The organism is Tateyamaria sp. (assembly GCF_059783535.1).
Genome location: NZ_JBYNDP010000004.1, coordinates 36,651 through 62,536, shown reverse-complemented (window position 1 = coordinate 62,536; position 25,886 = coordinate 36,651). Strand labels below are relative to the sequence as shown.

Sequence of the window (25,886 nt, the reverse complement as noted above, 5' to 3'; positions counted from 1 at the left end):
GCCGGGTGGCCCTTTTTCGATCAAAGAAAGCACCACATGTCACCGCCCCTCAGCAGCCTCGTGCTCTACACCTCCCGCATGGAGGAGATAGCACAGTTCTATACGTACCACTTCGGTTACAGCGCGCATGTCGAAAAAGGCGACCGCATCGTAGAACTGCGCCCACCGGGCAACAGCGTAACACTGTTGCTGCACCCAATGGGCAAAGGGCGCAAGCAGGGCCAGGTGCTGATCAAACTGGTATTCACCGTCGAAGATGTCGCTCGGTTTTGTGACGCCGCACGCGGCAAGGGGCTTGAGTTTGGAGCGTTGCACAGGGCAGATGGCTACGTCTTTGCCAACGCCAAGGACCCCGCGGGCAATTCGATCAGCGTGTCCGGTCGCTTGGCATAACCTAATACGTACCGAACCCTATGCTGCGCATAAACGACGATATCACAATTCAGGACTGGGAACTGAGCGAGCAATTCGTGCGCGCCTCGGGACCCGGCGGGCAGAATGTGAACAAGGTGGCGACAGCGGTCGAATTGCGGTTCGAGGCGGCGCGCTCACCGTCCCTGCCCGGCCCCGTCAAAACACGGCTGCGGCGGCTAGCAGGAAGACGTTGGACATCAGAAGGAGCATTGATCATCCAATGTAATAAAACCCGCAGCCAGGCCAGAAATCGGGAGATTGCGAGGCAAAGGCTGGCAGATCTGATCCGGAAGGCATTAGTGGCACCCAAAAAAAGGATCGCGACACGGCCGACCTTGGGATCGAAGAAACGTAGGCTCAAAGCAAAGAAAATGCGAGGAGAAGTGAAGGCGCTGAGGGGGCGGGTTGACGAATAGTTAACCTGAGGGAAATCACATGTCCTCTGCTGGGGCAGATTTCGGTCCCTTTTGTTGTCGGTCTATTCAGACATGACTAACCAATAGATGAGCAGTAGCGCTGACAAAACGACCGCTGCGCCTGCCGATAGTTGCTCAATTTGCTCGATGGATGAGACGAAGCCGCAACCGTTTTCGCTCTTGCCCTTGGGCGGCAGCTCGCAGTCTGACCCAACTTGAAAACCCCAATAAAGCAGCATGCTTATCCACATGAAGCCAACGACTGCCAACGGCTTTTTCCCATACGACAGAGAAACAAATCTAAAAAGGAAAAAGGCTGCTACCGCCACCGCTAATGGCACCACCCACAAGAATATATATACACCGCCCATGCAAAAGCCTCAGCCGGAAATTGTTCTGAAGCGTAGATATGCTTCCAGATTCCCGAACCCCCAATTCACTCCGAAAATAACCAGTTTCGCAGCAGAGCTATGTAGACGTCAAACAACAACCTCCAACCTTTCCTGCTCCCCAACGCCAAATACCCGCTTGTACCGCTCGATCTCGGCCTGCGGTCCCATCGCCTTGTTCGGATTGTCCGACAGCTTCACCGTAGGCTGCCCATTTGCCGACACTGCCTTGCACACCAGCGAAAACGGAGCGAGGCTGTCGTCGCGGGTTAATCCTTTGAAATCGTTCGTCAGCATCGTGCCCCAACCAAAGGACACTTTGACCCGACCTGCAAATTGCCGATGCAATTCTGTAATCCTGTCCGCATCCAACCCGTCCGAGAAGATCACAAGTTTTTCACGCGGATCTTCGCCCCGGTCCTGCCACCATTTGATCGCCACCTCGGCCCCCGTGGCCGGGTCGCCGCTGTCGATGCGGATTCCCGTCCATCCCGCCAGCCAATCCGGCGCACGTTTCAAAAAACCTTCCGTGCCATAGGTGTCGGGTAGGATGATGCGCAGGTTGCCGTCATGCTCGTCATGCCAGTCGCTCAGCACGTCATAAGGGGCCTGCGCCAGGGCCTCGTCCGTGTCCGCCAGCGCGGAATATACCATAGGCAGTTCGTGCGCATTGGTGCCAATGGCCTCCAGATCACGGTTCTTCGCTATCAGACAGTTAGAGGTGCCCGCGAATTGCTGTCCCAGCCCCTCGCCCATGGCTTGCACGCACCAGTCCTGCCACAGAAAAGAGTGCCGCCGCCGTGTTCCAAAATCAGCCACTCGCGGCCCGTCGTGGTCGCGCAGACGCTCGATCTTCTCCCATAGCTTGGTCATCGCCCGGGCATAAAGCACCTGAAGCTCGAACTTGCCCATTTCGTTCAGGACGGCGCGCCCGCGCAGCTCCATCAGCACAGCGAGCGCAGGGATTTCCCACAGCATGACCTCCGGCCAGGATCCTTCGAACGTCAGTTCGTATTGATCCTCGCGCCGTTCGAGGTGGTATGCAGGCAGACGCAGAGCTTCGAACCAGTCCATGAACTCCGGCGTGAACATCTGGCGTTTACCGTAGAAGGTGTTACCGCGCATCCATGTGCTTTCCCCGCGCCGCAGGGAGAGTGACCGGATATGATCCAGTTGCTCGCGCAGCTCGCCCTCGTCAATCAGCTTGGCGAGTGGAACGTGTTTGGATCGGTTGATCAGCGAAAAGGTCACTTGCGTATCCGGCTTGTTCCGGAACACCGACTGGCACATCAACAGCTTATAAAAGTCCGTGTCGATAAGCGACCGTACAATGGGGTCAATCTTCCATTTGTGGTTCCAGACACGGGTGGCGATATCGACCATGGGCGCGCTTCCTTGGCTTTGGTGGCCCGTTGTGCCCCATTCCGGCGCACGGGGGCAAGTCAGGCCAGCGTCACGCCGGCGCCTGCCATGCCGGATTGTGCCGATGCCAGTGATCCATCCAGATCGATGGCGCGGCAGAGGTCCATCTGCACGGTCACATTGAACCCAAGCTTTGCCGCATCCACCGCCGAGAAGTTCACGCAGAAATCCGTTGCCAGCCCCACCATGGTCAGGTCGGCGATCCCGCGTGTGCGGAGGTATCCTTCCAGCCCCGTGGGTGTTTCGTGGTCGTTTTCAAAGAAGGCAGAATAGCTGTCGATGGCCGGGCGGTACCCTTTGCGCACGATCATGTCGGCACGATCTGAATTGAGGTCCACGTGAAAGTCCGCCCCCTCCGTTCCCTGAACACAATGATCCGGCCACAGCACCTGCGGGCCGTAGGGCATGTCGATCATCTCGTAGGGCGCTTTGCCATCATGCGAGGACGCGAACGAAGAATGCCCAGCCGGGTGCCAGTCCTGCGTCAGCACGACGGCTTCGTAGTCTGCCATTAGCGCATTGATGCCTGATACAGTCTCGTCCCCGCCGGGTACGGCGAGCGCGCCACCGGGGCAGAAGTCGTTCTGTACGTCAATCACGATCAGGGCGCGGGTCATAGATCAGCCTCCTTGCGTTGCCTGGCGACCTTGTGACACCCGCCCGCCCCCTTGCGCAAGGGCATCCCCATCGCCTATCTCGCGGCCATGTATACCATTGCCGCCCTCTACCACTTCACTCGTTTCGATGACCCCACTGCAATCAAGGGTCCACTGGCCGCGCTGTGCTGCGGTCAGGATGTGAAAGGCACGCTTTTGCTGGCCCCAGAAGGGATCAACGGCACCATCGCTGGGCCGCGTGCTGGAATTGATGCGGTTTTGGCCCATATCCGTGCCCTGCCCGGATGCTCTGATCTCGAATGGAAGGAAAGCACCAGCGAAACCCCTCCGTTTGGCAAGATGAAAGTACGCCTCAAGCGCGAGATTGTGACCATGGGCCAGCCCGATGTCGATCCTGCGGCGCGCGTCGGTCACTACGTCGAACCGTCTGACTGGAACGACCTGATCGGGCGCGATGATGTGGCGGTGATCGACACAAGAAATGACTACGAGGTCGCCATAGGGACCTTTGATGGTGCCATAGATCCCATGACCCGCAGCTTTGGCGAGTTCCCCGCATGGTGGGAGGAAAACAAGCACCGTTTTCACAACAAGAAAGTGGCGATGTTCTGCACAGGCGGCATCCGCTGTGAAAAATCCACCAACTACCTGCTCGGTCAGGGTGTCGAGGACGTCTTCCACCTAAAGGGTGGGATTCTGAAGTATCTTGAAGACGTGCCCGCAAAGGACAGCACCTGGCAAGGCGAGTGTTTTGTCTTTGATGGCCGCGTCAGTGTTGGGCACGGGCTTGAAGTGGGGCCGCACCAGTTATGCCATGCCTGCCGCCGTCCGATCCTGCCTGCCGATCAGGCCCGCCCGGAATATGAGGCAGGCGTCAGCTGCCACCACTGCATCAGTGAGACAAGCGATAAAGACAAAGCCCGCTTTCGAGAGCGGCAAAAACAGATCGAACTCGCCCGCGCGCGCGGCGAGGATCATCTGAGTGGTACGATGGTTCCGGACAAGAATTGACGAAGGCAGACGGCACGTCTGACTAACACTCTACGCCTTGCGGGGCGATTCACCCTTATTCAAACTTTGGCACCGTACGCATCGTTAACCATGGGCTTTTTTGCCAATGCTGCGCTGAGGCGGTGTACGCAGGATGCACAGCGGGTGAAAGGCCTAAACCCCTTATTCTCATGGCGTTAACGCGCTTGCAGCCAAAATAGTGATTGGTGCCAAACCGCACTGTTGCGCGTACGGTGGTCAGGCGGGTTGCAACACTCCGTGGGATCGGCTGCGGCTTAGCAGCCACAGCATGATCGCAATATTCAACCCGTTCCAGAGGATCCCGTTCCAAAACGCCATCTTGTAGCTGCCCGTCACGTCATAGATCCAACCCGACATCCAACCGCCCAGCGCCATGCCAAGAATCGTCGCCATAAGGACAAAACCAACCCGCGCGCCAGCTTCACGTGCGGGCATGAATTCCCGCACGATCACCGCGTAGCTTGGCACGATCCCACCTTGGCTAAGCCCAAAGACTAGGCTGACAACATAAAGCGACACCAACGCATCCGAAGGAAGATACAGAAGCAACGCGATGCATTGCAGCACCGACCCCAGAAGAAGGGTCCGCACACCTCCCAGCCGGTCAGCCAGCAAACCCGAAATCAGGCGCGATCCGACACCTCCAAGCAGCATGAGCGCCAGCATCTCTGCACCAACGGCCGGACCATAACCAAGATCAACGCAGTAGCTGACAATATGAACTTGCGGCATTGACATTGCGACGCAGCAGCCCACTCCGGCAAGGCCAAGAAGCCAACTTAGCGCACGTGCAGACAGGCCCGATGAAACTGCATTTGCGGTCGACGCGGCCTCAGCCAATTGATGTGCCGTATCAGGGACTTGGCGGCGCAGCGCAAAGGCCAAGGGGATCACAACGATAAGCGTAGAAATGGCAAGAACAGCATAGGCTGCACGCCATCCCTGATCCTCGAGAATACCGGCAAGCAGGATCGGCCAAATCGCACCGGACAGGTAATTCCCGCTGGCTGCAACCGCCACGGCAATCCCGCGGCGTTTCAGAAACCAGTGCGAGATATCCGCGATCAGTGGCCCGAAGCCAACCGAAGTCCCAAAGCCAATCAACAACTGAGCCATCGAAAGGGCAAGGATGGACCCACTGAGCATAGCCAGGCCATATCCACCCGCGATGGCAACGGCACATACAATCAGGACGCGGGACACGCTCCAGATATCCACCGACCGCCCGACAACAAAGTTGCCAACCGCAAAGCCGATCATCGTCAATGTGTACGGCAGGCTTGCAGAGGCCCTGCTGACCCCGAATTCAGCTTCAACCGCGGGCATGACCACAATGATGGCCCACATGCCGACATTCGCGACCATCGCAATCACGAGGGTTAGGCCGAGTCGCAACCACGCGTAGCGGCTATCATGCAGGGGAGATACCATGTGCTATCTGTGCACTGCCCACACCTGAACACAAGACTGCGCCCTGCAAGTTGTCGACAATTCGATGTGTTAAGCCCGCCGTAACATGCTGCGTGATACGCCTGTTCTCGGGTGAAAATGAGGTGTGGGATATGAGCGTGCAGGCAAATGCGCGGCCAATCATCATCAGAAAAAAGAAGGTGTCAGGCGGCGACGGCCACCATGGTGGAGCCTGGAAAGTTGCCTATGCGGACTTTGTGACCGCGATGATGGCCTTCTTCATGTTGATGTGGCTACTGAACGCAACAACGGAAAAGCAGCGCAAAGGGATTGCCGACTACTTTTCGCCGACGATTCCCATCAACCGTATTTCCGGTGGTGGGGATGGTGCATTTGGCGGCGACAGTGTGTTTTCCGAACTGACGTTGCCTCAAAACGGTACGGGTGCATCATCGAAGCGTCCGACAGAGTCCAAGCAGGCACGTGGCGACACCGGATCAAGTGACCAGGGTGACCTCACAGCGGCACAGGATGAAGCCTTCGAGTCACTTGAGGCCCAACTGCTGGGTAAAGGCGGCGAAACGAAAGTCATGGACAACGATCTTAGACACATAGTGACCCGTTTGACCGACGAGGGTCTGGTGGTCGAGATATTCGCACTCGAGGACACTCCATTGTTCGAAGAGGGCACCGACATCCCAACGCCTCTGTTGCGGGACCTATCCAGACTGATCACAGAAGCCGCCCGAACAGTCGAAAACGATATTGCGGTTGAGGGGCACGTACAGGCGCAACCCATTGTTATTGCAGAACGGTCAACCTGGCAGATGTCCGTGGCGCGGGCGGATGCCATGCGCAAGCTTTTGAAACAGACGGGTGTGCCAAGCGAACGGATCGAGCGCGTCACAGGGCATGCGGACCGCGAGGCCGCCGTCAAGAACCCAATGGCCGCTCGCAACAACCGGCTAGAGGTGATTTTCCTGAGGGAGTGATTTGCAGGAATAGCTTGGATTTTATCTGTTAGCCCTGCGTTAAGGCGGCCCGCCTATCTGTTGTCCAAATTCGGTCGGTACAGCAGAAAGGCGTGTCCATGACGATTTCTTCCTCGTTAAATGCAGGTGTTGCAGGGCTGCAGGCAAACGCGACGCGGCTTGCGTCCATTTCAGATAACATCGCAAACTCTTCGACCTACGGGTACAAACGTGTTCAGACCGATTTTCAGTCACTTGTCGTTTCGTCCAATGGCGGAAGCTACTCTGCCGGGGGTGTTCGTGCCTCGACTTCGCGGCTGATCGATCAGCGCGGGTCTCTGGTATCGACGTCGAATGCAACAGACCTTGCCGTGCGCGGACGAGGTATGCTGCCTGTCGCGCAAAGCAGCGATGTGAACGTGTCGAACGGCAACAGCCAGATGCTGCTGACCACAACCGGTTCGTTTCGCACGGATGCGCAAGGTTATCTGCGGTCCGATTCAGGGCTTGTGCTGCTTGGCTGGCCGGCGCTTGCGGATGGGACAGTGCCAACATTCCCAAGGGACACATCGGATGGGCTTCAGCCTGTGCAAATTAATGTGAACCAGTTCTCGGGCGAACCAACAACAACGATGTCGCTTGGTGTAAATCTGCCTGCTACCGATACAGATGCAGGCTCGGCGGGGGAAGCACAGTATCTGTCCATTGAATATTTCGATAACCTGGGCACCTCTGAAACCATCAACGTAAGTTTCTCGCCGACGGTTCCTGGTACGGGCACATCAAATGAATGGACGATGCAATTAACCGATTCGGCCCTGGGTGGTGCAGTGGTCGGAGAATACGTCTTGACGTTTGATGACAGCCGGACTGCTGGAGGGACATTGGCCTCAGTCACAACGACAAGCGGCGGAGCCTATGATCCAGCGACCGGCAATATCGTCATCAATGCCGAGGGCGGTCCCTTGGAAATCAATATCGGCCAATTGGGCGAGAGTGATGGCCTCACACAATTGTCGGATAGCTTTGCACCACTTTCGATCTCAAAGGATGGGTCTCCGGTGGGCAATATGACAAGCGTGGAAGTGGATCCGAACGGTTTTGTAACGGCCTTCTTCGACACCGGAATTAGCAGGACGATTTTTCAAATCCCTTTGGTCGACCTTCCCAATCCGAACGGGATGGTTGCCCTGGATCAGCAGACATATCTGCCATCCCCTGATAGCGGGAGCTTTTTCCTATGGGATGCAGGTGACGGGCCGACCGGGGACATCGTCTCATATGCGCGCGAGGAATCCGCCGTCGACGTTGCTGGCGAGTTGACCGCTATGATCCAGACACAGCGGGCTTACTCCTCAAACGCCAAGGTCATTCAGACTGTGGACGAAATGCTGCAGGAAACCACCAACATTAAACGGTGATTTCGAAAGTCTAAGTGAACGAAAGCGGGAGTCGGCAACATGTCACTGACCAGTGCACTTTCCTCGGCCATGTCGGGCATTCGGGCTGTAAGCCGCGGCTCGGAAATTGTGTCAGGGAACATTGCGAACGCAAACACTGAAGGATATGTGCGTCGAACGCTTTCGATTTCATCTGACAGCGGCGGCGGGGCTGTCGGTGTACGGATCGATGGCGTAACGCGGCACGTCGATCAGCAAATCATCAATGACCGGCGCCTTGCCGGATCAGAGACAGGCTATCGCACTGAGACAGCCGCGGCACTGACGCGGATCGAAGATTTGGTTGGGACACCGGACAATCCGGCCTCTCTCGCTGCGCGCATTTCTGATTTCGAACAAAGCTTGATTACGGCGAGCAGCCGGCCAGACGCCGCCGAACGGCTCACAGCAGCGGCTTTTGCGGCCAAGGACCTTGCTCAATCGATCAATTCGGTGGCTCAAGGTATTCAAGATGCACGTACCCAAGCAGATCACAGCATCAACGGGCAGGTCGAACGACTGAATGACGCTCTCAAAGGGGTTGAAATGCTGAATGCCCGCATCGTGGCAAGCAATGCAAACGACATCAACCTGCCAGCTCTGGAGGATGAACGCCAGAAACTGATTGACGAGATAAGCGAAATGGTTCCGATCCGGACAATCCCGCGAGACCGGGGCGCAGTGTCGCTATACTCCGTCGGCGGCGCGATACTGCTCGAAGGTCAGGCTGTTGATGTTGGATTTGAGCCAGCTAATGTTGTCACACCGTACGAGTCCATAGAAGACGGAACACTCTCGGGCCTGACACTCAATGGAATCTCCATAAACACCTCCTCTGCAAATGGCCGTTTGCATGGCGGAACGTTGGGCGCACAATTCGAAATACGGGACGAAATTGCCCCGAAGGCCCAATTGCAGATAGACGCAGTTGCCCGCGACCTAGTCGAACGCTTCGAAGACAGTGCCGTCGACCCCACGCTCAGTGTCGGTGATGCGGGGTTGTTCACTGACGCGAACAACCCCCTGGACCCCGCAGAAGACGTTGGTTTAGCAAGCCGCCTCTCTCTTAATGCGCTGGTAGATCCCGACCAAGGCGGCGAAACTTGGCGCATGCGCGACGGTATGGGGGCCGCCGCGCCGGGCGAGGCGGGCGATGCAACACTCCTGATCGCGTTGACAGATGCTCTGGAGACGGCACGGCCGCAAGCGACCAGTCAGTTTGGGTCAGCCCCGCTCAGTTTGAAGGATGTCGTGGTCAGCATGTCGTCGCAAATCGGGACTGAACGGCTCAGAGCAGACCGACAGATGTCATTTGCGTCTGCTCAGTTCGCAGAGTTGCAGCAGGTTGAGCTGGCGGCAGGTGTCGACACAGATGTGGAGATTCAAAACCTGATGATCCTGGAGCAAGCCTATGCCGCAAACGCGCGGGTCATCTCAACGGTCGATGAAATGTTCGATATGATTCTGAGGATTTGATGATGAACAACTACGGATTGGGTGATCTCGCGCAAACATTTCTATTGCAGCGGCGTGGCGCGGCCATCAAGGCAGATATGGCCCGCTTGACCGAGGAACTGGCAAGTGGACAAGTCAGCGACACCAAGTCGGTCCTTGCTGGAAATGTCGCCTACCTATCAGATATAGAAAGCGATTTGCGTGGCCTTTCGGCTTACAAGGTGGCGGGAACAGAAGCGGCACAATTTGCGTCGTCAGTGCAAAGCGCGCTTGACCGTATGGATTTTGGGGTTGGCGAGCTTAGCACATCGCTGCTTGCAGTCGGAGCCAGCGCCAACGGACCTGTATTAGACCAAATGTCGGCCGATGCAGAAAACGAGTTCAGAAGTCTCGTGTCGGTTCTCAACACCTCCAGCGCTGGGCGATCGATCTTTGCGGGCGCGGCAACGGACCAGTCGGCGCTGAGCAGTGCTGGTGCGATCCTTGCCGATCTACGAACCGCTATTGCGGGCAACACAACCGTGGCCGACATCGAAACGGCCGTTGATCAATGGTTTGATGATCCAGCTGGTTTTCGCGCCTCAGCATACACCGGCTCCGACGCCTCGCTTGCGCCCTTTCAGTTGGCAGAAGATGAACAAATTTCGGTCGATTTGAAAGCGGATAGCCAAGTATTTCGCGACATACTCAAGGGAGTCGCCTTGGCGGCAGTGGCGGCGGATGGCGGCTTGGGGCTGGCAGCCGGAAACCAGCGTGAATTGCTGGTAACAGCTGGCATAAGTCTATTGGAGGCTAAGGAGGCACTGACAGCGACCCAAAGCGGCGTTGGTGCTGCCGAAGCACGAATTGATACGGTCGCCGCTCGGAATGCTGCTCGCGAAACCTCGCTGCAGCTTGCACGAGGGGCACTCCTACAAGCCGATCCCTACGAAACCGCAACCCAATTGGAGGCAGTCCAATTCCAGCTTCAAAGCTTGTACACGATCACCGCCCGTACCTCCGATCTGTCACTGGTCAACTTCATCAGATGATACGCCTCCTTGTCTGCATAATTGCATTGCTCGTTGGAGGTATCGCTGCAGCGAGCCCTGTTCGGATCAAGGATTTGGTCGATTTCGATGGGGTGCGTGGCAATGATCTTGTGGGATATGGCCTTGTCGTCGGATTGGATGGTACCGGAGACGGTCTTCGAAATGCACCCTTCACTGAAGATATTATGACCAATATCCTTGAACGCTTGGGGGTCAATGTCACCGGTGAACAGTTTCGTCCCAAAAATGTTGCAGCGGTCATCGTAACGGCAACTCTGCCACCTTTTGCGCGCAGTGGAAGCCAGATTGACATTACGGTATCGGCGATTGGTGATGCAAAAAGCCTTCTGGGTGGAACGTTGGTCATGACCCCGATGAACGCTGCGGATGGTGAGATTTATGCCGTTGCGCAGGGCACAATTATTGCGGGAGGGGCCGTTGCCGAAGGGGATGGCGCGCGCGTTACGCAAGGTGTCCCAACGTCAGGTGTCATTCCATCAGGAGCGCGGATTGAGCGGGAAATTGATTTCGAACTCAGAAACTTAACTGACATGCGGCTTGCGCTCCGAAATCCAGATTTCACGACCGCAGCGCGGATCGAGGATGCGATCAATGCCGTCTTTGGTCGACCTGTCGCCACTATGCTGGATTCGGGCACTGTTGCCTTGGACGTTCGTCAGACTCGAGCTCGGTCAGTAGCACACGCGCTGGGTCGAATTGAAAACATAGCGGTCGAACCGGAGCGGCGAGCTCGGGTTGTGGTTGACCAGCGCTCCGGTACGATCGTGATGGGTGATGAGGTTAGGATCTCCCGCGTTGCGGTGTCCCAAGGCAACCTGACATTGCGCGTTCAGGAACAGCCACTGGCGGTACAGCCTAACCCATTTGCAGACGGCGAAACCGTGGTCGTCCCTCGGGCGACCGTGGACCTACAAGAAGAAGATGGTCCCGGCCTTGCCGAAGTTCCGGAGGGTACCTCCTTGTCAGAAGTGATCGCAGGCTTGAATGCGCTTGGCGTCGCTCCTCGAGACATGATCGATATCCTGAAAAGCATAAAAGCAGCTGGGGCGCTTCATGCTGAGTTCGTTGTCAGATAGCCCATCGTGAAAGCGATCAGAAATGCGATAAGTAGAATGGCAAGAATGTGATACTTGAGATCAAGCCCGATCGCTGCCAGATATAGGTTTCCGTGAGGATGATCGAGGACAGCAAGATCTTTGGCGTCCGTTACATCGTGTTTGCAGGCGCCGCCAGCCAGTAAGCCTACCAAGCATGATCTCGATCAGGTTGTGCCATTTGCAGCGGCGCTAGCCATGTTTAATGACCATTGTGCACTACTTTCGACCAGGGATGCAGAAACCTATGTTTTTGTCAGCCAGCGGCTCGTTTGGCCAGTCGACATCACAACCGCAGTCTTCAGGCAGCCAACTGACCTTTGGTAGATTGCCGAGCAGCGTACCGGAACCGATGTGATCGCTTACCTGGCCTGTGATGACGACCAGACGAAAGGGGCGGTCTTGCTGTCGCAAATCGCCTGCGGCTTGACACCTGTCTTGATATCACAGCACAATGTCTTTCCGGCTAGTGGGCTCATGCCTCTTTTTTCCCGCCTCGCCTCTCGGGACATTTGCTTTGCAAATGCCCCGCCTGTCAGTGATGAGGCATCCAAGCTGTTTTGTTGGTCGGGCTGGTTACATTTCTGCGGGCCTTCAGGTAAGCCCAGTCGATCATGACCGTCTTTTTCCTCGTCGGGTTCCGTGGCAAAGCCAGCCATCGTCTGGGCGAAACTGCCCTTGCCGCTCCGTCGTTTCCATCGGCCATGAAGCGTCTTGCGGCGATGGCACACGGGTTACACCATCTCAAGCCATTGACATTGATCAAGATAATTCCACTCAACACCTGCCGACCATCAATGCCATGCTTGCCATGTGCTTGCAAAAGAAAGGCTCAGCACGCGCTGTCTGAGCTGTGATCAACCAAAAATGATCAGGCATATCACCGATCATTTTTTGAAACGCCAAGCACCCAGCGCGACGATGATCAACGACTCCCAAACCTGACTATTTCGAAGCGCTGCCACTTACTCTCTTCAGTTTGGAAGTTGCCACACTGCATTTCAGAGTTTTTGGTTCGGAAAGTCTTAGAAGTAGCTTCGGACGAGGCTCCCGGCGATCAGCTCCCAACCATCTGCAATAACAAAAAACGCCAACTTGAACGGCAAGGAGACAATCGCAGGAGGAACCATCATCATCCCCATACTCATCAAGACAGCTGCGGCAACAAGATCAATGATCAAAAATGGAAGGAAGATCAAAAAACCGATCTGAAATGCGCGGGATATCTCGGACAGCAAAAAGCTTGGGATCAATACCGATAAAGGTGCGTCCGGTTCGAGGGCGACACCCTGCGTATCGGGCCGCAGATCGGACATCGCAGCAAACGTGTCGGCGTCAAGTCGAGCTACCATAAACGCGCGAAATGGCTCAAGCGCGCGCATAAAGGCGACGCTGGGATCAATTTGCTCGTTCACGAGCGGTCCCAAACCATTCTCCCACGCTTCGGAAAAAACCGGCTCCATGATGAAATACGTCAGGAAGAGGGCCAGACTGACGATCAGCATATTTGGTGGAGATTGTTGCAACCCAATTGCCTGACGAAGTATCGATAGCACTGTCACCAGAAATGGAAAACATGTCACCATGATCGCGAGGCCCGGAGCAAGGCTCAGGACCGTAATCAAGGCAATCAGCTGCAGTGTCCTTGCACTCAGAGATGCATCATCTCCAAGCGAGATGGAAACATCCTGCGCACCTGCAGATATTGGAAAAAAAACCAAAACTAGGATGATGAGGGCACGCCCGACCATTCGGTTATAGGCCCGCACCAAGATCAAGTATCTCCGTCAGCCGTACAACCAACTGGCCTTCGTCGTCACCGTCAGCCTCTTCCAGTGTGCCCCTCGCGATTAGCTTGTTGCCGACGAACAAGTCAACAGGGTCATCAACTCGCTTGTCGAGTGTGAGAACTGCATTGGAGCCAAGCATCACCAGGTCGCGAACCAATGGTCGGGCTTGCCCGACAGACACGGTTATCTCGATCGGAACCGCTGTGAAGGGATTGTGCGTGTCAGATGCAAGGGCTTTCTTAGAAGGGATGTCAGCCATCTTTCGCCTCGTTTGGATTGTTTTCAAAAAACGATGCAACTGCTGCAGAGATATCCGCGATGGAACGGTCCAAGTGCAGCTCCGTCTCGCTATGGTCCAGCCGCAAGACCACTTGGGTTGGTGCCAACAACTTGTCGGTTGTCAGGACAAAAGGCGTTGGAAGATCGTCTTGGAGTGCTGCGTGGACAGCAGACTCGCTCTCTGGCGCGACTGCAATCTCGATATCTCGGTCCAAGCTTTTTCGTGCCAGCGCCGACACTTCTTCGCGCACATGCGCGCCGAGGCTTGAATGAGCGATTTGAGGCAGCACAATGTCAATAACGCCAGCCATAATTCCCTCAACAGACGCGTTCAAAGTCGCGCGCAACTCGTGATACTCAAACGAAGCATTCTGCAGGCTATTGGCTAAGCCGCTCGAAACGAATGAGCGTGTTTCAGTCTGGGCTGCCACGGCATCTTCCCAACCTGCTTGGTAGCCTTTTTCAAAGGCTTCCAGCTTTTGGTCCTCAACATCTTCAATCGGCATGTCTTGCCGAGAATGCTGCGAGGACGTGATATCCCCAAAATCTTGAAAAAGGTGCGACGCAGTCATTGCGCGCGCTCCTCTTCAAGCCAGCTTCTCAGTATTTCAACTGTTTCTTCTTGGCGCTCACCAATCATGGATCGAAGGCGATCAACCGGATCTGCCTGCAGATGCTCCACGGCTGTAGCGACCGGCGGGTGATCAAGTGAAGCCAGATCCGGCAGCTGCTCCGAAGTGCGGTCAATATTGATGTCCCCGATCGAAGAGGGATCGAAAGAATTGCCGATCAATGGTGTGTCTGCCGTGTTTTCCGGTGAGGAAGCAGGCAAACTATCTGGTAGCGCCGCTGGCGCACGCGATAGAACGGGTCTGACGACAAATAGCCCAAGGATTAGAGTTACAATGGCCAAGACTGCCATCTGGATCGTTGACATCACATCAATTTGGAAGTCGTCGAAAACTGATGTTTCCGCGACGGTACCCTGAGGCGCAACTGATTGTAATTCCATCGCCTTAATTGTGATGACATCGCCGCGTTCCTTACTGAAACCAACGGCGGAAGCAACCAGTTCGCGTAGTGCATCCAATTCATCCGTCGATCGCTGAGTCGTTTGAGTACCGCCTTCCACGTCAGCAACTGCTTCGTTGACGAGTACGGCGACCGTGACACGCCGAATTGCACCAGCGGCTTTAACAATAGCTCTCTCGGTTTCAGAGACTTCGTAGTTGATACGCTCCCGCGTTTCCGAGTTCTGCGATGATGCACTGTCTCCTCCAGCGCCATCTCCATCCGGTAGATTGGAGGCAACGGTCACATCTCCTCCAGCGGCTTCGTTGGACGTACTTGAACGCTCTTCAGTATCCGTGCTGATCACCACACGTTCCTGTGGATCAAACCGGCGTTCCCGAAACTCTTCCGTTTCTGTAACGGTTTCGACGCTCACCTCGACCACTGCATTTCCCGGGCCAACACGTGCCTCCAGCAACCGCTCCACACGCTCCCGAAGCATCTTTTCCTTGTCTTCTGAACCTGCGGTGGGTGCTGAATCGTCGTTTGCACCAATCAAAGCACCGTTTGCATCAATCACGGCGACGTCTTCGGCAGACAGCTCGGTGACTGCAGATGCAACCAGGAATCGAATTGCTTTGGCTTGTTGTGTCGTAAGCTGACCACCGTTGGAGGTTATTGCGACGGAAGCCGTGGGCGTGACGCTGCGTTGAAACGGGTTGGATCCTGTTGAGGCGATGTGAACACGCGCCATTGCGACATGAGGGCTTGATACAATTGTGCGTGCCAGCTCGCCTTCTTTGGCGCGCCAATATGCTGCATCAAACATCTGCGAGGTTGTGCCAAAGCCGGACAGATTATCGAGCAATTCATATCCACGGCTGCTGTTTGCTGGCAATCCTTCACTTGCCAGAGTGAGCCGAAGTTGATCCCGATCCTGCGCGTCAACAAAAATGGATCCGCCGCGCACTTCAAATGGAATACCGCGTTGTTCTAGCGATCTCACCACCTCACCAGCGGCCCCATTCTCCAAGCCAGCATAAAGCAGGGTCATTGTAGGGGCAATTGCGATTCGTGACATCGCGAGTATTGCAAGGAACATTGCAACCGTCGCCGCGACGACAGTGATCTGGCGCTTGATATCCAGGCCCATCCAGACATTCAGTATCTGCTGCACGTTTGTCTCCGTCGTGTCGCGCGTTCTGCTCGACTTTGAGACAGCAATGACTGAACAGCCTTAACAATCGGTTAGTTGATATGTGGCAAATCTGATTTCGATCATTTTTGAGTAGGACCCAGATGACAGACGCAGCCGTCGACACAGACGAGGAAGTAAAGAAACCTTCAAAGATGCCTTTGATTATAGGTGTTATCGCGTTGCTTCTCGGTGCAGGCGGCGGCTTCTTCGCAACATTCTCGGGCCTGATTTTGGCACCCGAATCAAGTGTTCAGCCTGAGCTGGACACGTCATCGCCAGCAGATCTGCCTGATGTAGCCTTTGTTCCGGTTGAACCGATGGTAATCTCTCTGGCGCCCAACTCTCACAGTCGTCATCTGCGTTTCAGGGCACAGTTGGAGGTACCCTCACAATATGCATCCGATGTCGAATCTCTGCTTCCGCGCGTTGTTGACGTTTTGAACGGCTATCTACGTGCGCTTGAAACCGCGGATATAGAAAGCCCCGCAGCGTTGACCAGACTGCGCGCTCAAATGTTGCGACGGGTGCAGATCGTGGCCGGGCCAGGGCGGGTCAACGACCTGCTCATCATGGAATTTGTACTGAGCTGATGGTGAACAAATGGACCTCGTAGCTGATATCTTGCTTGTAGCGGGCGCATTGGGCGCCGGGTTTTACTGCTTCGTTCTGAGCCGCCGACTCCAGCGGTTCAACGATCTTGAAAGAGGAGTTGGCGGTGCGGTAGCCGTCCTTTCGGCACAGGTCGACGATCTGACAAGGACGCTTGAGGCGGCACAAAAAACGGCTGCAGAATCCGCCGAAGCTCTGAGCGATACAACGCAGCGTGCTGCAGAAATGGCACGGCGGCTCGAGTTGCAGATGGCCGCTCTGCATGATGTTCCCGGAACACCAGCACCCGAAAAAGCACCTGGTACTCCAGTCGAGCCAAGTGAACCGATCTTTACCCGCCGAACCGTGGGAGGAGGAAAATGAAAACCAAAAAGAAGTCTTCCTCCTCCAACCGTGGTTCCATCACGTTGTTGGCCGCCCTGCTCGCCGGATCTGCCGTGATACGCATTGGTATTGGCGCCAATTCTGCGTTTGCCGAGGTAGACCCGGAAGATGGTTTCTCTCTTCCGTTGACCGCTCACCCTATGGCGTCAGAGCCTCTCGAAACGCGGGAAACGGACATCAAATCCTTGCTGGATGCATTGCGCGCGCGGGAAGCCAGAGTGAATGAACTTGAAGGTGAACTTGCGGCGCGTTCCAAGGCGTTGGATGTTGCACAGGTTGAGATTGAAAGACGCCTTTTTGCATTGGAAAATGCGGAGCAACGCTTGCGTCAAACACTGTCAATTGCTCAGACCGCAGCAGAAGATGATCTATCGAAATTGACTGCAGTATATGAAAACATGAAACCCAAAGAGGCAGCCGCATTGTTTGGGGCAATGGAGCCAGCGTTTGCAGCAGGCTTTCTCGGTCGCATGCAGCCGGACATAGCTGCCAAAGTAATGGCTGGGCTATCGCCAGAGTCCGCCTATTCGATTAGCGCAATTCTGGCAGGGCGAAATGCGCGTGCGCCCAAGAACTGAATCTGCGTGAAACTTTATTAACCGAAGTTTGCAATCGTCATGGTCAAACGGATTGAGGGAATCGTGAAGTGATCGGGATTATCGGCATTGTGACCATTTTTGTGATGGTCTTCGGAGGTTACTTAGCCGCTGGCGGGAAGATGGGAATTATTCTCAAATCATTGCCGTTCGAGATGACAATGATCCTCGGCGCAGCAGTCGGAGCCTTCCTGATCAGCAACTCGATGTCTGAGATCAAACATACTGTCAAAGACTTGGGTAAAGTATTCAAAGGTCCGAAATGGGCGCACGAGGATTACAAGGATTTGCTTTGCCTGTTGTTCGAGTTGATCAGATTGGCGCGCCAGAACCCGGTCGCAATAGAAGAGCACATTGAAGATCCGGAAAGTTCGTCCATCTTCTCTCGTTACCCAAAGATCGTTGCAGATGGCGAAGCGACGGCGCTCATATGCGATACAATGCGCTCGGCATCGATGAACTACGATGACCCGCATCAGGTGGAAGAGGTACTTGAAAAGCGGATGGAGACAAACATGCACCATGCGCTCCACTCAAGCCACGCGTTGCAAACAGTGGCCGACGGCCTGCCTGCTCTCGGGATTGTCGCGGCGGTTCTTGGTGTGATCAAGACGATGGCATCTATCGATCAACCACCAGAAATACTGGGCAAGCTGATCGGTGGGGCGCTTGTCGGTACCTTCCTTGGTGTTTTCCTGGCGTATGGCCTCGTTGGGCCGTTTGCAGCAAAAGTAAAAGCCGTTGTCGAAGAGGACAGCCATTTCTATCAGCTTATCCGTGAAGTGCTTGTGGCGAATCTACACAATCATGCAACCAACATCTGTATTGAGGTTGGGCGTCAGAATACGCCGTCGCATTGCCGACCCTCGTTTTCGGATCTGGAAGAAGCATTGAAATCTGTAAAACAGAACGCGGCCTGATGTTGACCTTCAGACTGTTTGTCTTGTTCACCTTAGTTGCGGGGACCGCTTATGGCGCGGGGATTCCAGTTCGTTCAGGTGCGCATCCTACATTTGCCAGGCTTGTTTTGGACGTTCCAAACGAAAAAAAGTGGTCTCTTGAGGAGACAGCCGCCGGTATCAACATCACCATTGCTGGCCATACCGATGGTTTTGATACTTCTCGCGTCTTTGATCGCATAGGTCAGACGTACGTCAGTGCTGTCGATAGCGATGCAACATCGCTCAACATCATGTATGGATGCGAATGTCAGGCTGATGTTTTCCGATCTGGTGCAATGCTCGTGGTTGATGTCAGTGCGCTCGCGGCTGGATCAACTGACAAAACCCAGAACAATGGGTTGTCCCTGCTGCAATTCGTGGGTTCGACACAACTGCGGTTTACACGAGATAAAGCTAGAAATGAGGTCCCTATTGGCGCTCTGCTCTCCAGTTCAGGTGCACCCGTAGCGGAGGACGCGCCAAGCGTTTTGCTCAGTGAAGCACCCAGCACAACGGAAGTGAGCAACCTTCAAAAAGCGCAGGAACAGCTGGCAAGTAGGATTGGTTTTGCTGCGAGCACAGGCGTACTGCAGCCGAGTGATCTGAGTGTAGCGGTGCCCATACGGCAACAACGCTCGCAGATCGACACAAGTATATTCAATTCGTCAATACAAACGCTTGAAGAAGAACACGCTGGGCCGCCAAGCGGCAACCTACGCGTCACAACCAGCAGCGATGTGCCGAGCACCAATCCCCTAGACACATCCACGGCACAGGGTGTTCAGTGTATCGACCCCTTAGAAGTGCGCGTTCAGGATTGGGGGACTACGACGGGTTTTGCGACATCCATTTCTTCACTAAGAAGTGCGCTATTTTCCGAGTTTGATAAGATTGATAAGGACATTGCTGTTGAGTTGGCGCGCCTCTATCTTCACTTCGGTTTCGGTGCCGAAGCAAAGCAGGTGTTGTCAATTTCGGCCGATTTGGGGCCGGCAAACAGAGCGCTCGTCGACTTAGCTGATGTAATGGAGTTTGGATCGGCACAGGCGAACAACTATCTTGGAAACTTTACTGATTGCGACTCGGATGTTGCATTATGGGCTATTCTGTCGGCACACAATTTGCGACCATCTTCATCCGTTGACAGCAGTGCTGCCCTTCTGGCTCTGAGCAGTTTACCTCTACATTTGCGCAACTTCATCGCGCCTGCGCTAAGCAGGAAGTTGCTGGCATATGGCGACGACGTGGCTGCGGCTGCGGCTTTGCGGGGACTGGAGCGCACCGTTGAACCGTTGCCTAGTGCTGCTGAACTGGCCAAGGCAGACATAGAGTTAACTAGAGGGGATGTTGAAGCGGCGCAGGGCAGGCTCGAAGCCATCGTTGCGTCCAACGATCAACAATCCGCCGAAGCGCTTATCCGCTATGTGAATACTCAGCTAGACGCGGAAATTGAGATAGACCCAGATATCGCCACTTTGGTTGAAGCCTATGTAATCGAGATGCGAAATGACCCTCTCGGCGAGGAATTGCAACGTACACATGTGTTGGCGCTGGCAAAGTCTGACCAGTTTGACGCGGCCTTCGAAGTATTTCGGCTTATGCGGCCAAGCGGAAGCATTTCAGATACCGAAACGCTTTACTCCACACTACTTTTTCTTCTCGCCCAAAATGCAAGTGATACAATTTTTTTAAAGCATGCATTTCCCGCGATGGTCTTGCCAGGTAACATCTTATCTGCAAGAACCGCAGATACATTTGCTCAACGGTTGGCAGATCTTGGTTTCTTTTCAGAGGCTAAGGAGTTTCTTTCGATGCAGACCAACACACCTGTGACACGAAAAAGAAAGATATTGCTTGCCCAAATATCGCTGGGCCTGTCTCAGCCGCGCGCAGCTCTCGCACACCTCAGCGGCGTAGCGGGCGATTCCGCAGACAGTATAAGAGCACAGGCGAACGTCAATGCTGGCTATCATAATGCTGCATACAAGCTGTTCTCAGGTTTGGGTGACGAAGGTCGGCGTACACAAGCCGCATGGCTGTCAGAAAACTGGCAACAGCTGCTGGGAGTAGATGACCCAGTCCTTGGCCCAGTAGCTGAGCTAACCTCATCAAGTTTGGACACTTCGATTACTTCGAATGATGTGTTGGAGCGCATGCAAGGGGCACTCGAGGAAAGCGCAAACGCCCGCCGTGTAGTCGAGCAACTTCTGGCGGCATATCCTACGTATGGTGGATTGCAAAATTAGAAAATTTGCCGAATTTTTTAGTTACCAAATTTAAACCTAAATGGATTTAACTGGATGCGCCATATAGGTTACTGGGGCGTATTACGGATGCAAGAAATCACCTGCCGCATTGAGCTCGCTGCTGAGTGCCAGGCACAAACATCGGCGTCTCGTAGAACGCAAGATATTCTGCTCATTTTCAAGCCAAAGTGTCTTTTTTGGTTTATCCAGATCAGTTCAGTACCCCTTCGCAATATGGCGCCTTCGATTGTCGAATGCTAAAAACTAGTACAAATAGGTGGCGTTCAACTAGATGAAGTTTTCAGTAGAAGCTGTTTTTAGTCCAACTGTTTTGTTGGCGGTCGCACTTATGGCAATCATTGTCATGATGATCTTGCCTATGCCAGCTTGGGTTTTGGATATTGGGCTAGCCACCTCTTTCGCGCTTGCAATTTTAATTTTTACGATCACGCTTTTTATCGAGCGTCCACTGGATTTCTCGTCTTTTCCTACAATCCTATTAGCATCCCTTATGCTTCGGTTATCTCTCAATGTTTCATCAACGAAACTGATAATAGGTCAGGGGCACACAGGCACACATGCCGCAGGCGAAGTTATTGAAGGCTTTGCACAATTCATTATGGGCGGAAGCGTTTTTCTTGGCCTTGTTGTTTTCTGCGTTCTGTTGATCGTCAATTTCATGGTGATAACCAAGGGCGCAACCCGCATGGCGGAAGTTGGTGCACGTTTCGCACTGGATGGCATGCCCGGCAAGCAGCTTGCCATCGATAGCGACATGTCAGCTGGAGCCATTGACCACCAGGAGGCAAAAGCACGGCGCGAACTTGAACAGGCAGAAACCACCTTCTTTGGCTCTCTAGATGGTGCTTCTAAATTTGTTAAAGGCGATGCAGTTGCAGGCTTGCTGATCACACTTCTTAACTTGGTCGCGGGACTTGTGATGGGTGTTGCCGTCCATGGAATGCCCCTTGGTAGTGCATTTGAGACTTATGCCATTCTGACGGTTGGGGATGGTCTTGTTTCCCAGATCCCGGCCGTCGTGATTTCAATCGCATCGGCACTATTATTGGCCAGAGGCGGAGCAAAAGGTGCAACCGACTTGGCTGTCTTCGGACAACTTGGGCGGCACCCGGCCGCATTGACGACAGTCGCAGTCCTGATGGCTTTGCTCGGTCTTGTGCCTGGCTTGCCAATGCTGCCATTCGCTGCAGGGGCAGGAGCCCTCGCTGCCACTGCGTTCTTGATCAAACGCAAAACAAGAGCAGCAGAGTTAGTCACACCCGAGCTGGAAGACTCTGCAAATCCAATTCGCGAAAGAACCATCGGCGATGTACTGGAACTGGATGACATTCACGTCGAGTTTGCTCCGGACCTTGTCAACATGGTGCTTGATCCAGGCACGGGATTGGACGCCCGAATTGCGAACATGCGTCTACATGTTGCAACTGTATTCGGGGTCATTCTTCCGGAGATTCGGCTGACGGACAATGCGGGCCTCCCGGTGGGCGGATATGTCCTCAGAATCCAGGGTGTCGAGCAAGCAAGAGGCACTATAAAGCCAACAAAGGTGTTGGCGCTGGCCCCTGAAACGTCCCACAATGTTCCCGAAGGGGAAGACACCACAGAACCAGTGTATGGGGCGCCTGCCCGCTGGATCGCGACCGAGGACCAAGAAGTCGCAGCCATAGCTGGTGTTACTCTGGTCACGCCGACTGAAATCCTGGCAACGCATCTTCTCGAGGTTATCAAACAAAACTTCAGCCGTTTGCTGACTCTGAAATCCATGCGGCGCTTACTGGAAGAGATGAAAAACGTCTCGGATCCAAGCAGAGCAGAAGCAAATCGCAAGATGCTCGACGCTCTCATTCCAGACAAAGTACCTATGGACATCTTACACGCTGTATTGAGACTTCTGTTGGACGAACAAGTATCGATCCGAAATCTGCCTTTGATCTTAGAAGCAGTCTCTGAGGCGCGAGCGCTCAATGCTCAGCCGGAGGCGATTTGCGAACACGTCCGCCAACGCCTGGGCTTTCAGATTGTATCGGGTATTCGGCGGGATGACGGGACTCTTCCGCTGGTTCAACTGGCTCCAGAATGGGAGGATACATTCTCTAGCTACCAGGTAGATGCAGACCGAGGGCTGGACATTGCGCTGCCGCCTGAATTGTTTAATCGACTAGCGGAAAATGTATCCGAAAAACTGCAGGATGCGGGCGATCAAGGTATCTTTCCGGCAGTTGTGACAAACACCCGTCGGCGCCGATTCTTGAAGACCATGATGCGCGCCAAGGGTATCAACAATCCCGTTCTTTCGTTCGAAGAAATAGGGTTGGATGCCCGCCCGGCACTTGTCGGTGTGGTTGCAGCATGATTGCTGCGGCCGAAGCAATCTCGCTGCTTCAGGCGCAGCTTTGGGTCGGCTTTACAGTACTGTTAAGAGTGGGTGCTGCAGTTGCACTTTTGCCCGGATTTGGTGAACAGTCGGTTCCTGCCCGCGTAAAACTAATTCTTGTGGTAGCTTTTACGCTGATCATCGCGCCAGCTGTGCCGCAAGACCCGCCAGCGTTCACGATCGAGAACCTTATGCTTCTGGCCATGACTGAGACATTGTCTGGCGCAGTTATCGGACTTGGTGTTCGCCTCTTCATACTGGCTCTACAAACCGCGGGTGCGATCGCCGCTCAATCGACGTCACTATCTCAAATCATGGGGGGCGCCGCGATTGAACCGCTGCCAGCGATGGGGCACGTCCTCACAATTGGAGCTGTTGCGCTTGCAGTGATGGCTGGCCTGCACATCAAAGCGGCACAGTTGCTCATCCATTCTTACGCTTTCCTGCCTATGGGTCTGTTTCTGTCACCAAACGACGTTGCGGATTGGGGGCTGTCCCAAGTCGCATATGCGTTCGAACTTGCTTTCTTGTTGGCAACGCCTTTCGTGCTGATGTCGGTTTTGTACAACCTAGCGCTCGGCGTGATTAATAAGGCCATGCCGCAACTCATGGTTGCCTTTGTTGGCGCGCCGCTCATTACGCTAGGTGGCCTATTTCTCCTCTTTCTAGCGGCACCAATAATGCTGTCGGTTTGGCTATCGGCTCTTGATCAATTCATGGCATCTCCGTTGGAGTCACGCAGATGAGCAGTCAAGATGATACCAATGACAAGCCGTTCGATCCGACGCCGCAGAAATTACTCGAAGCACGAAAGAAGGGTGAGGTCGCGAAATCCGCTGACCTGCAAACTGCGGCCGCATATGCCGGGTTGACATTGGTTCTTGTTGCTGTCGGTGCGCAGAGTGTGACGTCATTCGGTAGCAGTATGCAGATCATACTAGATCAATCCGGGGACTTCGCTGCTGTTTTGTTCAGCGGTGGGCAATCTGCGGTGATCGGTGGCATCCTGTTAAGTGCATCCAGCGCGCTCTTGCCTATCTTTGTTGTGCCGGCGCTCGCGGTCTTGGGTGCAATACTTGCCCAACGTGCCTTTGTTGTTGCGCCAACGAAACTGCAGCCAAAGCTGTCCCGCATATCACTAATACAGAATGCAAAACAAAAATTCGGCCGAAACGGGTTCTTTGAATTTGGTAAGAGCTTTGCAAAGCTGCTCCTGTACTCGGCGTGCCTGGCCATATTTCTCAACGCACGGTTGTCAGACATGGTAAGCGCAATACAGACTTCGCCCGGCTTGGTCGTGTCGCTTCTGGCAGAGATCTGCGTGGCTTTTCTGTTCTTGGTTGTTCTTATTTCAACCGCTTTGGGCGGGATTGATGCCGTTTGGCAGCATCAGGAGCACATTCGCAAAAACCGAATGTCGAGAAAGGAGATCATGGATGAAACCAAGAACTCCGAGGGCGATCCACATCTGAAGCAAGAACGGCGCACACGTGCCCAAGCCATTGCAACGCAACAAATGATGGCAGATGTGCCGCAGGCTGACGTGGTTATCGTCAACCCCACACACTTTGCTGTAGTATTGAAGTGGTCACGCGAAAGCGGAACGGCGCCTGTCTGTGTTGCAAAGGGTGTCGACGAAATTGCATTCCGTATTCGCAAAATTGCCCAAAGCAGTGGTGTTCCGATACATAGTGACCCACCAACAGCGCGGGCCTTGCATGCAGTCACATCTATTGGGGACGAAATTCATCCGGACCACTACGTAGCCGTCGCCGCAGCAATACGCTTTGCCGACAAAATGCGCCAGCACGTGCGCGACGGTCTGTGACAATGAATTGGTTCCGCCTAAAACAGATATCGGATTTGAAGTTTCAGCAAAGTGAGCTCGCTGTATCAAAACTCAGGATGCGGGAGGCATCTCTGCGGTCTGAACTCGCAAGGCTTCATGGTCTCGCCCACGATACCCACTGCCAGCCTGCTTCAGACTCAGAGCTGCGTGCCATCGGTGCTGATATCATTTGGTTGAAATGGCTGGAAAACAGCCGGCGCAGGTTGAACATTGAGCTGGCACAGGTGCTCGCACAAAAGGAAGAAGTTGTCGCACAACACCGGAAGGCAAATGGGAAAAAATTAGTCACTGACGCGTTGTCTGAGCAACAGCAAGTGGCTCGGCAACGGCGGTGTAGAACTCGCGCATTGAACGATGCCATAGAGACATCGCTGACCAGATCAATTATCAGTAATCCTGACGCGCAATCTCGACAATGAGCACATCCGAAATCTGGTCACCCATGTCTTTAATTGCAACTTCGCGCAATGCACCGCGTATGACGGCCAAGTTGTTGGCGTCTGTGAAAGCGCCGTCAAAACCGCCAACGTTTGCATGATCAAACAAAACCTGCAGGAAGGAATCTCTTAGCTTCGGCTCATGAGAGTAGATTGCGTCCTTTTGCCCGGCTGGCACTTCAAGACTAAGCGACATCACAACCAAAGCATGTACCGAGCCATCTTGCAGGACCGGCACAACAAATTGGTTGTTCATCTTGACGTATTCACGATCCGTCAAGTCTTCGGTCTTGTGCGCAGTATCCGAAGACTTGGCAGGCTGTTCTGTATCCACGGTCTCAATAGGTTCGGGAACCGGCCTCAGAAAGACACCGGCGCCCACTCCGGCACCCGCTCCAACTGCAAGAAAGATCAATGGGAGTAGCTTTTTCACGCTGATC

26 protein-coding genes are annotated in these 25,886 nt (G+C 54.4%); 17 read left to right on the top strand and 9 right to left on the bottom strand.

Annotated features, from left to right (window positions below; all coding sequences use genetic code 11):
* The first annotated feature begins 36 nt into the window (after nucleotides 1-36).
* Both AC6RA8_RS01815 and arfB read left to right on the top strand, forming a co-directional pair.
* The gene (locus tag AC6RA8_RS01815) at nucleotides 37-393 is read left to right on the top strand and encodes a VOC family protein (protein WP_500350420.1); all 357 of its coding nucleotides are present in this window, start codon (nucleotides 37-39) and stop codon (nucleotides 391-393) included.
* 20 nt (nucleotides 394-413) lie between these two features.
* Nucleotides 414-830 (top strand): alternative ribosome rescue aminoacyl-tRNA hydrolase ArfB, encoded by a 417-nt coding sequence (arfB, locus tag AC6RA8_RS01810; protein ID WP_500350419.1) that lies wholly within the window; start codon nucleotides 414-416, stop codon nucleotides 828-830.
* A 62-nt stretch (nucleotides 831-892) separates the two neighbouring features.
* On the opposite strand, the gene AC6RA8_RS01805 is transcribed toward arfB, so the two are convergent.
* The 3 genes from AC6RA8_RS01805 to pncA form a co-directional block, all read right to left on the bottom strand.
* Entirely contained in the window at nucleotides 893-1,201 is a 309-nt protein-coding gene (locus AC6RA8_RS01805) for a hypothetical protein (RefSeq protein ID WP_500350418.1), read from the bottom strand.
* 108 nt (nucleotides 1,202-1,309) lie between these two features.
* On the bottom strand, nucleotides 1,310-2,602 hold the full coding sequence (gene pncB, locus AC6RA8_RS01800) for a nicotinate phosphoribosyltransferase (RefSeq protein ID WP_500350417.1): 1,293 nt from the start codon (nucleotides 2,600-2,602) through the stop codon (nucleotides 1,310-1,312).
* A 59-nt stretch (nucleotides 2,603-2,661) separates the two neighbouring features.
* The gene (gene pncA, locus AC6RA8_RS01795) at nucleotides 2,662-3,258 is read right to left on the bottom strand and encodes a bifunctional nicotinamidase/pyrazinamidase (RefSeq protein WP_500350416.1); all 597 of its coding nucleotides are present in this window, start codon (nucleotides 3,256-3,258) and stop codon (nucleotides 2,662-2,664) included.
* Nucleotides 3,259-3,345: 87 nt separating this feature from the next.
* Here pncA and trhO point away from each other — a divergent pair, with 87 nt between their 5' ends.
* Entirely contained in the window at nucleotides 3,346-4,269 is a 924-nt protein-coding gene (gene trhO / locus AC6RA8_RS01790) for an oxygen-dependent tRNA uridine(34) hydroxylase TrhO (RefSeq protein ID WP_500350432.1), read from the top strand.
* A 237-nt stretch (nucleotides 4,270-4,506) separates the two neighbouring features.
* On the opposite strand, the gene AC6RA8_RS01785 is transcribed toward trhO, so the two are convergent.
* The gene (locus tag AC6RA8_RS01785; RefSeq protein ID WP_500350415.1) at nucleotides 4,507-5,721 is read right to left on the bottom strand and encodes an MFS transporter; all 1,215 of its coding nucleotides are present in this window, start codon (nucleotides 5,719-5,721) and stop codon (nucleotides 4,507-4,509) included.
* Between the two features lie 131 nt (nucleotides 5,722-5,852).
* Here AC6RA8_RS01785 and AC6RA8_RS01780 point away from each other — a divergent pair, with 131 nt between their 5' ends.
* The 5 genes from AC6RA8_RS01780 to AC6RA8_RS01760 all read left to right on the top strand — a co-directional run bounded on the left by AC6RA8_RS01780 (nucleotide 5,853) and on the right by AC6RA8_RS01760 (nucleotide 11,693).
* The gene (locus AC6RA8_RS01780; protein ID WP_500350414.1) at nucleotides 5,853-6,692 is read left to right on the top strand and encodes a flagellar motor protein MotB; all 840 of its coding nucleotides are present in this window, start codon (nucleotides 5,853-5,855) and stop codon (nucleotides 6,690-6,692) included.
* A gap of 98 nt (nucleotides 6,693-6,790) precedes the next feature.
* On the top strand, nucleotides 6,791-8,092 hold the full coding sequence (locus AC6RA8_RS01775; RefSeq protein ID WP_500350413.1) for a flagellar hook protein FlgE: 1,302 nt from the start codon (nucleotides 6,791-6,793) through the stop codon (nucleotides 8,090-8,092).
* A gap of 39 nt (nucleotides 8,093-8,131) precedes the next feature.
* Nucleotides 8,132-9,586, top strand: coding sequence for a flagellar hook-associated protein FlgK (flgK, locus tag AC6RA8_RS01770; RefSeq protein ID WP_500350412.1), 1,455 nt, complete (start codon nucleotides 8,132-8,134; stop codon nucleotides 9,584-9,586).
* 2 nt (nucleotides 9,587-9,588) lie between these two features.
* Nucleotides 9,589-10,596 carry a flagellin N-terminal helical domain-containing protein gene (locus tag AC6RA8_RS01765; RefSeq protein ID WP_500350411.1) on the top strand — a complete coding sequence of 336 codons (1,008 nt, stop codon included), beginning with the start codon at nucleotides 9,589-9,591 and terminating at the stop codon, nucleotides 10,594-10,596.
* Nucleotides 10,593-11,693, top strand: a complete 1,101-nt coding sequence (locus AC6RA8_RS01760; protein WP_500350410.1) for a flagellar basal body P-ring protein FlgI — start codon at nucleotides 10,593-10,595, stop codon at nucleotides 11,691-11,693. Before AC6RA8_RS01765 ends, AC6RA8_RS01760 begins: the two co-directional genes overlap by 4 nt.
* 1,043 nt (nucleotides 11,694-12,736) lie before the next feature.
* On the opposite strand, the gene fliP is transcribed toward AC6RA8_RS01760, so the two are convergent.
* From fliP to fliF, 4 genes are read right to left on the bottom strand one after another with little or no spacing between them, the layout of a single operon-like run.
* Nucleotides 12,737-13,462, bottom strand: a complete 726-nt coding sequence (fliP, locus tag AC6RA8_RS01755; RefSeq protein WP_500350409.1) for a flagellar type III secretion system pore protein FliP — start codon at nucleotides 13,460-13,462, stop codon at nucleotides 12,737-12,739.
* 4 nt (nucleotides 13,463-13,466) lie between these two features.
* Nucleotides 13,467-13,760, bottom strand: coding sequence for a FliM/FliN family flagellar motor switch protein (locus tag AC6RA8_RS01750; RefSeq protein WP_500350408.1), 294 nt, complete (start codon nucleotides 13,758-13,760; stop codon nucleotides 13,467-13,469).
* Nucleotides 13,753-14,352, bottom strand: a complete 600-nt coding sequence (locus AC6RA8_RS01745) for a FliH/SctL family protein (protein WP_500350407.1) — start codon at nucleotides 14,350-14,352, stop codon at nucleotides 13,753-13,755. Before AC6RA8_RS01745 ends, AC6RA8_RS01750 begins: the two co-directional genes overlap by 8 nt.
* Entirely contained in the window at nucleotides 14,349-15,968 is a 1,620-nt protein-coding gene (gene fliF, locus AC6RA8_RS01740; protein ID WP_500350406.1) for a flagellar basal-body MS-ring/collar protein FliF, read from the bottom strand. Before fliF ends, AC6RA8_RS01745 begins: the two co-directional genes overlap by 4 nt.
* Nucleotides 15,969-16,090: 122 nt before the next feature.
* Between fliF and AC6RA8_RS01735 the strand changes: the two genes are divergently transcribed.
* From AC6RA8_RS01735 to AC6RA8_RS01695, 9 genes are all read left to right on the top strand, one after another.
* Nucleotides 16,091-16,579, top strand: a complete 489-nt coding sequence (locus AC6RA8_RS01735) for a flagellar basal body-associated FliL family protein (protein ID WP_500350405.1) — start codon at nucleotides 16,091-16,093, stop codon at nucleotides 16,577-16,579.
* A gap of 10 nt (nucleotides 16,580-16,589) precedes the next feature.
* A complete protein-coding gene (locus AC6RA8_RS01730) occupies nucleotides 16,590-16,961 on the top strand; it encodes a hypothetical protein (protein WP_500350404.1) in 372 nt (123 codons plus the stop codon).
* Nucleotides 16,958-17,560, top strand: a complete 603-nt coding sequence (locus AC6RA8_RS01725; RefSeq protein WP_500350403.1) for a MotE family protein — start codon at nucleotides 16,958-16,960, stop codon at nucleotides 17,558-17,560. Before AC6RA8_RS01730 ends, AC6RA8_RS01725 begins: the two co-directional genes overlap by 4 nt.
* A gap of 68 nt (nucleotides 17,561-17,628) precedes the next feature.
* On the top strand, nucleotides 17,629-18,498 hold the full coding sequence (gene motA / locus AC6RA8_RS01720; protein ID WP_500350402.1) for a flagellar motor stator protein MotA: 870 nt from the start codon (nucleotides 17,629-17,631) through the stop codon (nucleotides 18,496-18,498).
* Nucleotides 18,498-20,765 carry a hypothetical protein gene (locus tag AC6RA8_RS01715; protein WP_500350401.1) on the top strand — a complete coding sequence of 756 codons (2,268 nt, stop codon included), beginning with the start codon at nucleotides 18,498-18,500 and terminating at the stop codon, nucleotides 20,763-20,765. Before motA ends, AC6RA8_RS01715 begins: the two co-directional genes overlap by 1 nt.
* Before the next feature lie 292 nt (nucleotides 20,766-21,057).
* Nucleotides 21,058-23,139, top strand: coding sequence for a flagellar biosynthesis protein FlhA (gene flhA, locus AC6RA8_RS01710; protein WP_500350400.1), 2,082 nt, complete (start codon nucleotides 21,058-21,060; stop codon nucleotides 23,137-23,139).
* Nucleotides 23,136-23,906: a flagellar biosynthetic protein FliR gene (locus tag AC6RA8_RS01705; RefSeq protein ID WP_500350399.1), complete on the top strand. Its 771-nt coding sequence runs from the start codon at nucleotides 23,136-23,138 to the stop codon at nucleotides 23,904-23,906. Before flhA ends, AC6RA8_RS01705 begins: the two co-directional genes overlap by 4 nt.
* Nucleotides 23,903-24,988: a flagellar type III secretion system protein FlhB gene (gene flhB / locus AC6RA8_RS01700; RefSeq protein ID WP_500350398.1), complete on the top strand. Its 1,086-nt coding sequence runs from the start codon at nucleotides 23,903-23,905 to the stop codon at nucleotides 24,986-24,988. The genes AC6RA8_RS01705 and flhB overlap by 4 nt, the downstream gene beginning before the upstream one ends.
* Nucleotides 24,985-25,428, top strand: a complete 444-nt coding sequence (locus AC6RA8_RS01695) for a hypothetical protein (protein ID WP_500350397.1) — start codon at nucleotides 24,985-24,987, stop codon at nucleotides 25,426-25,428. The genes flhB and AC6RA8_RS01695 overlap by 4 nt, the downstream gene beginning before the upstream one ends.
* Here the strand turns inward: AC6RA8_RS01695 and AC6RA8_RS01690 are convergent.
* Nucleotides 25,397-25,879, bottom strand: a complete 483-nt coding sequence (locus tag AC6RA8_RS01690; RefSeq protein ID WP_500350396.1) for a flagellar basal body-associated FliL family protein — start codon at nucleotides 25,877-25,879, stop codon at nucleotides 25,397-25,399. The two genes, AC6RA8_RS01695 and AC6RA8_RS01690, sit on opposite strands and share 32 nt — an antisense overlap.
* Nucleotides 25,880-25,886: the final 7 nt, after the last annotated feature.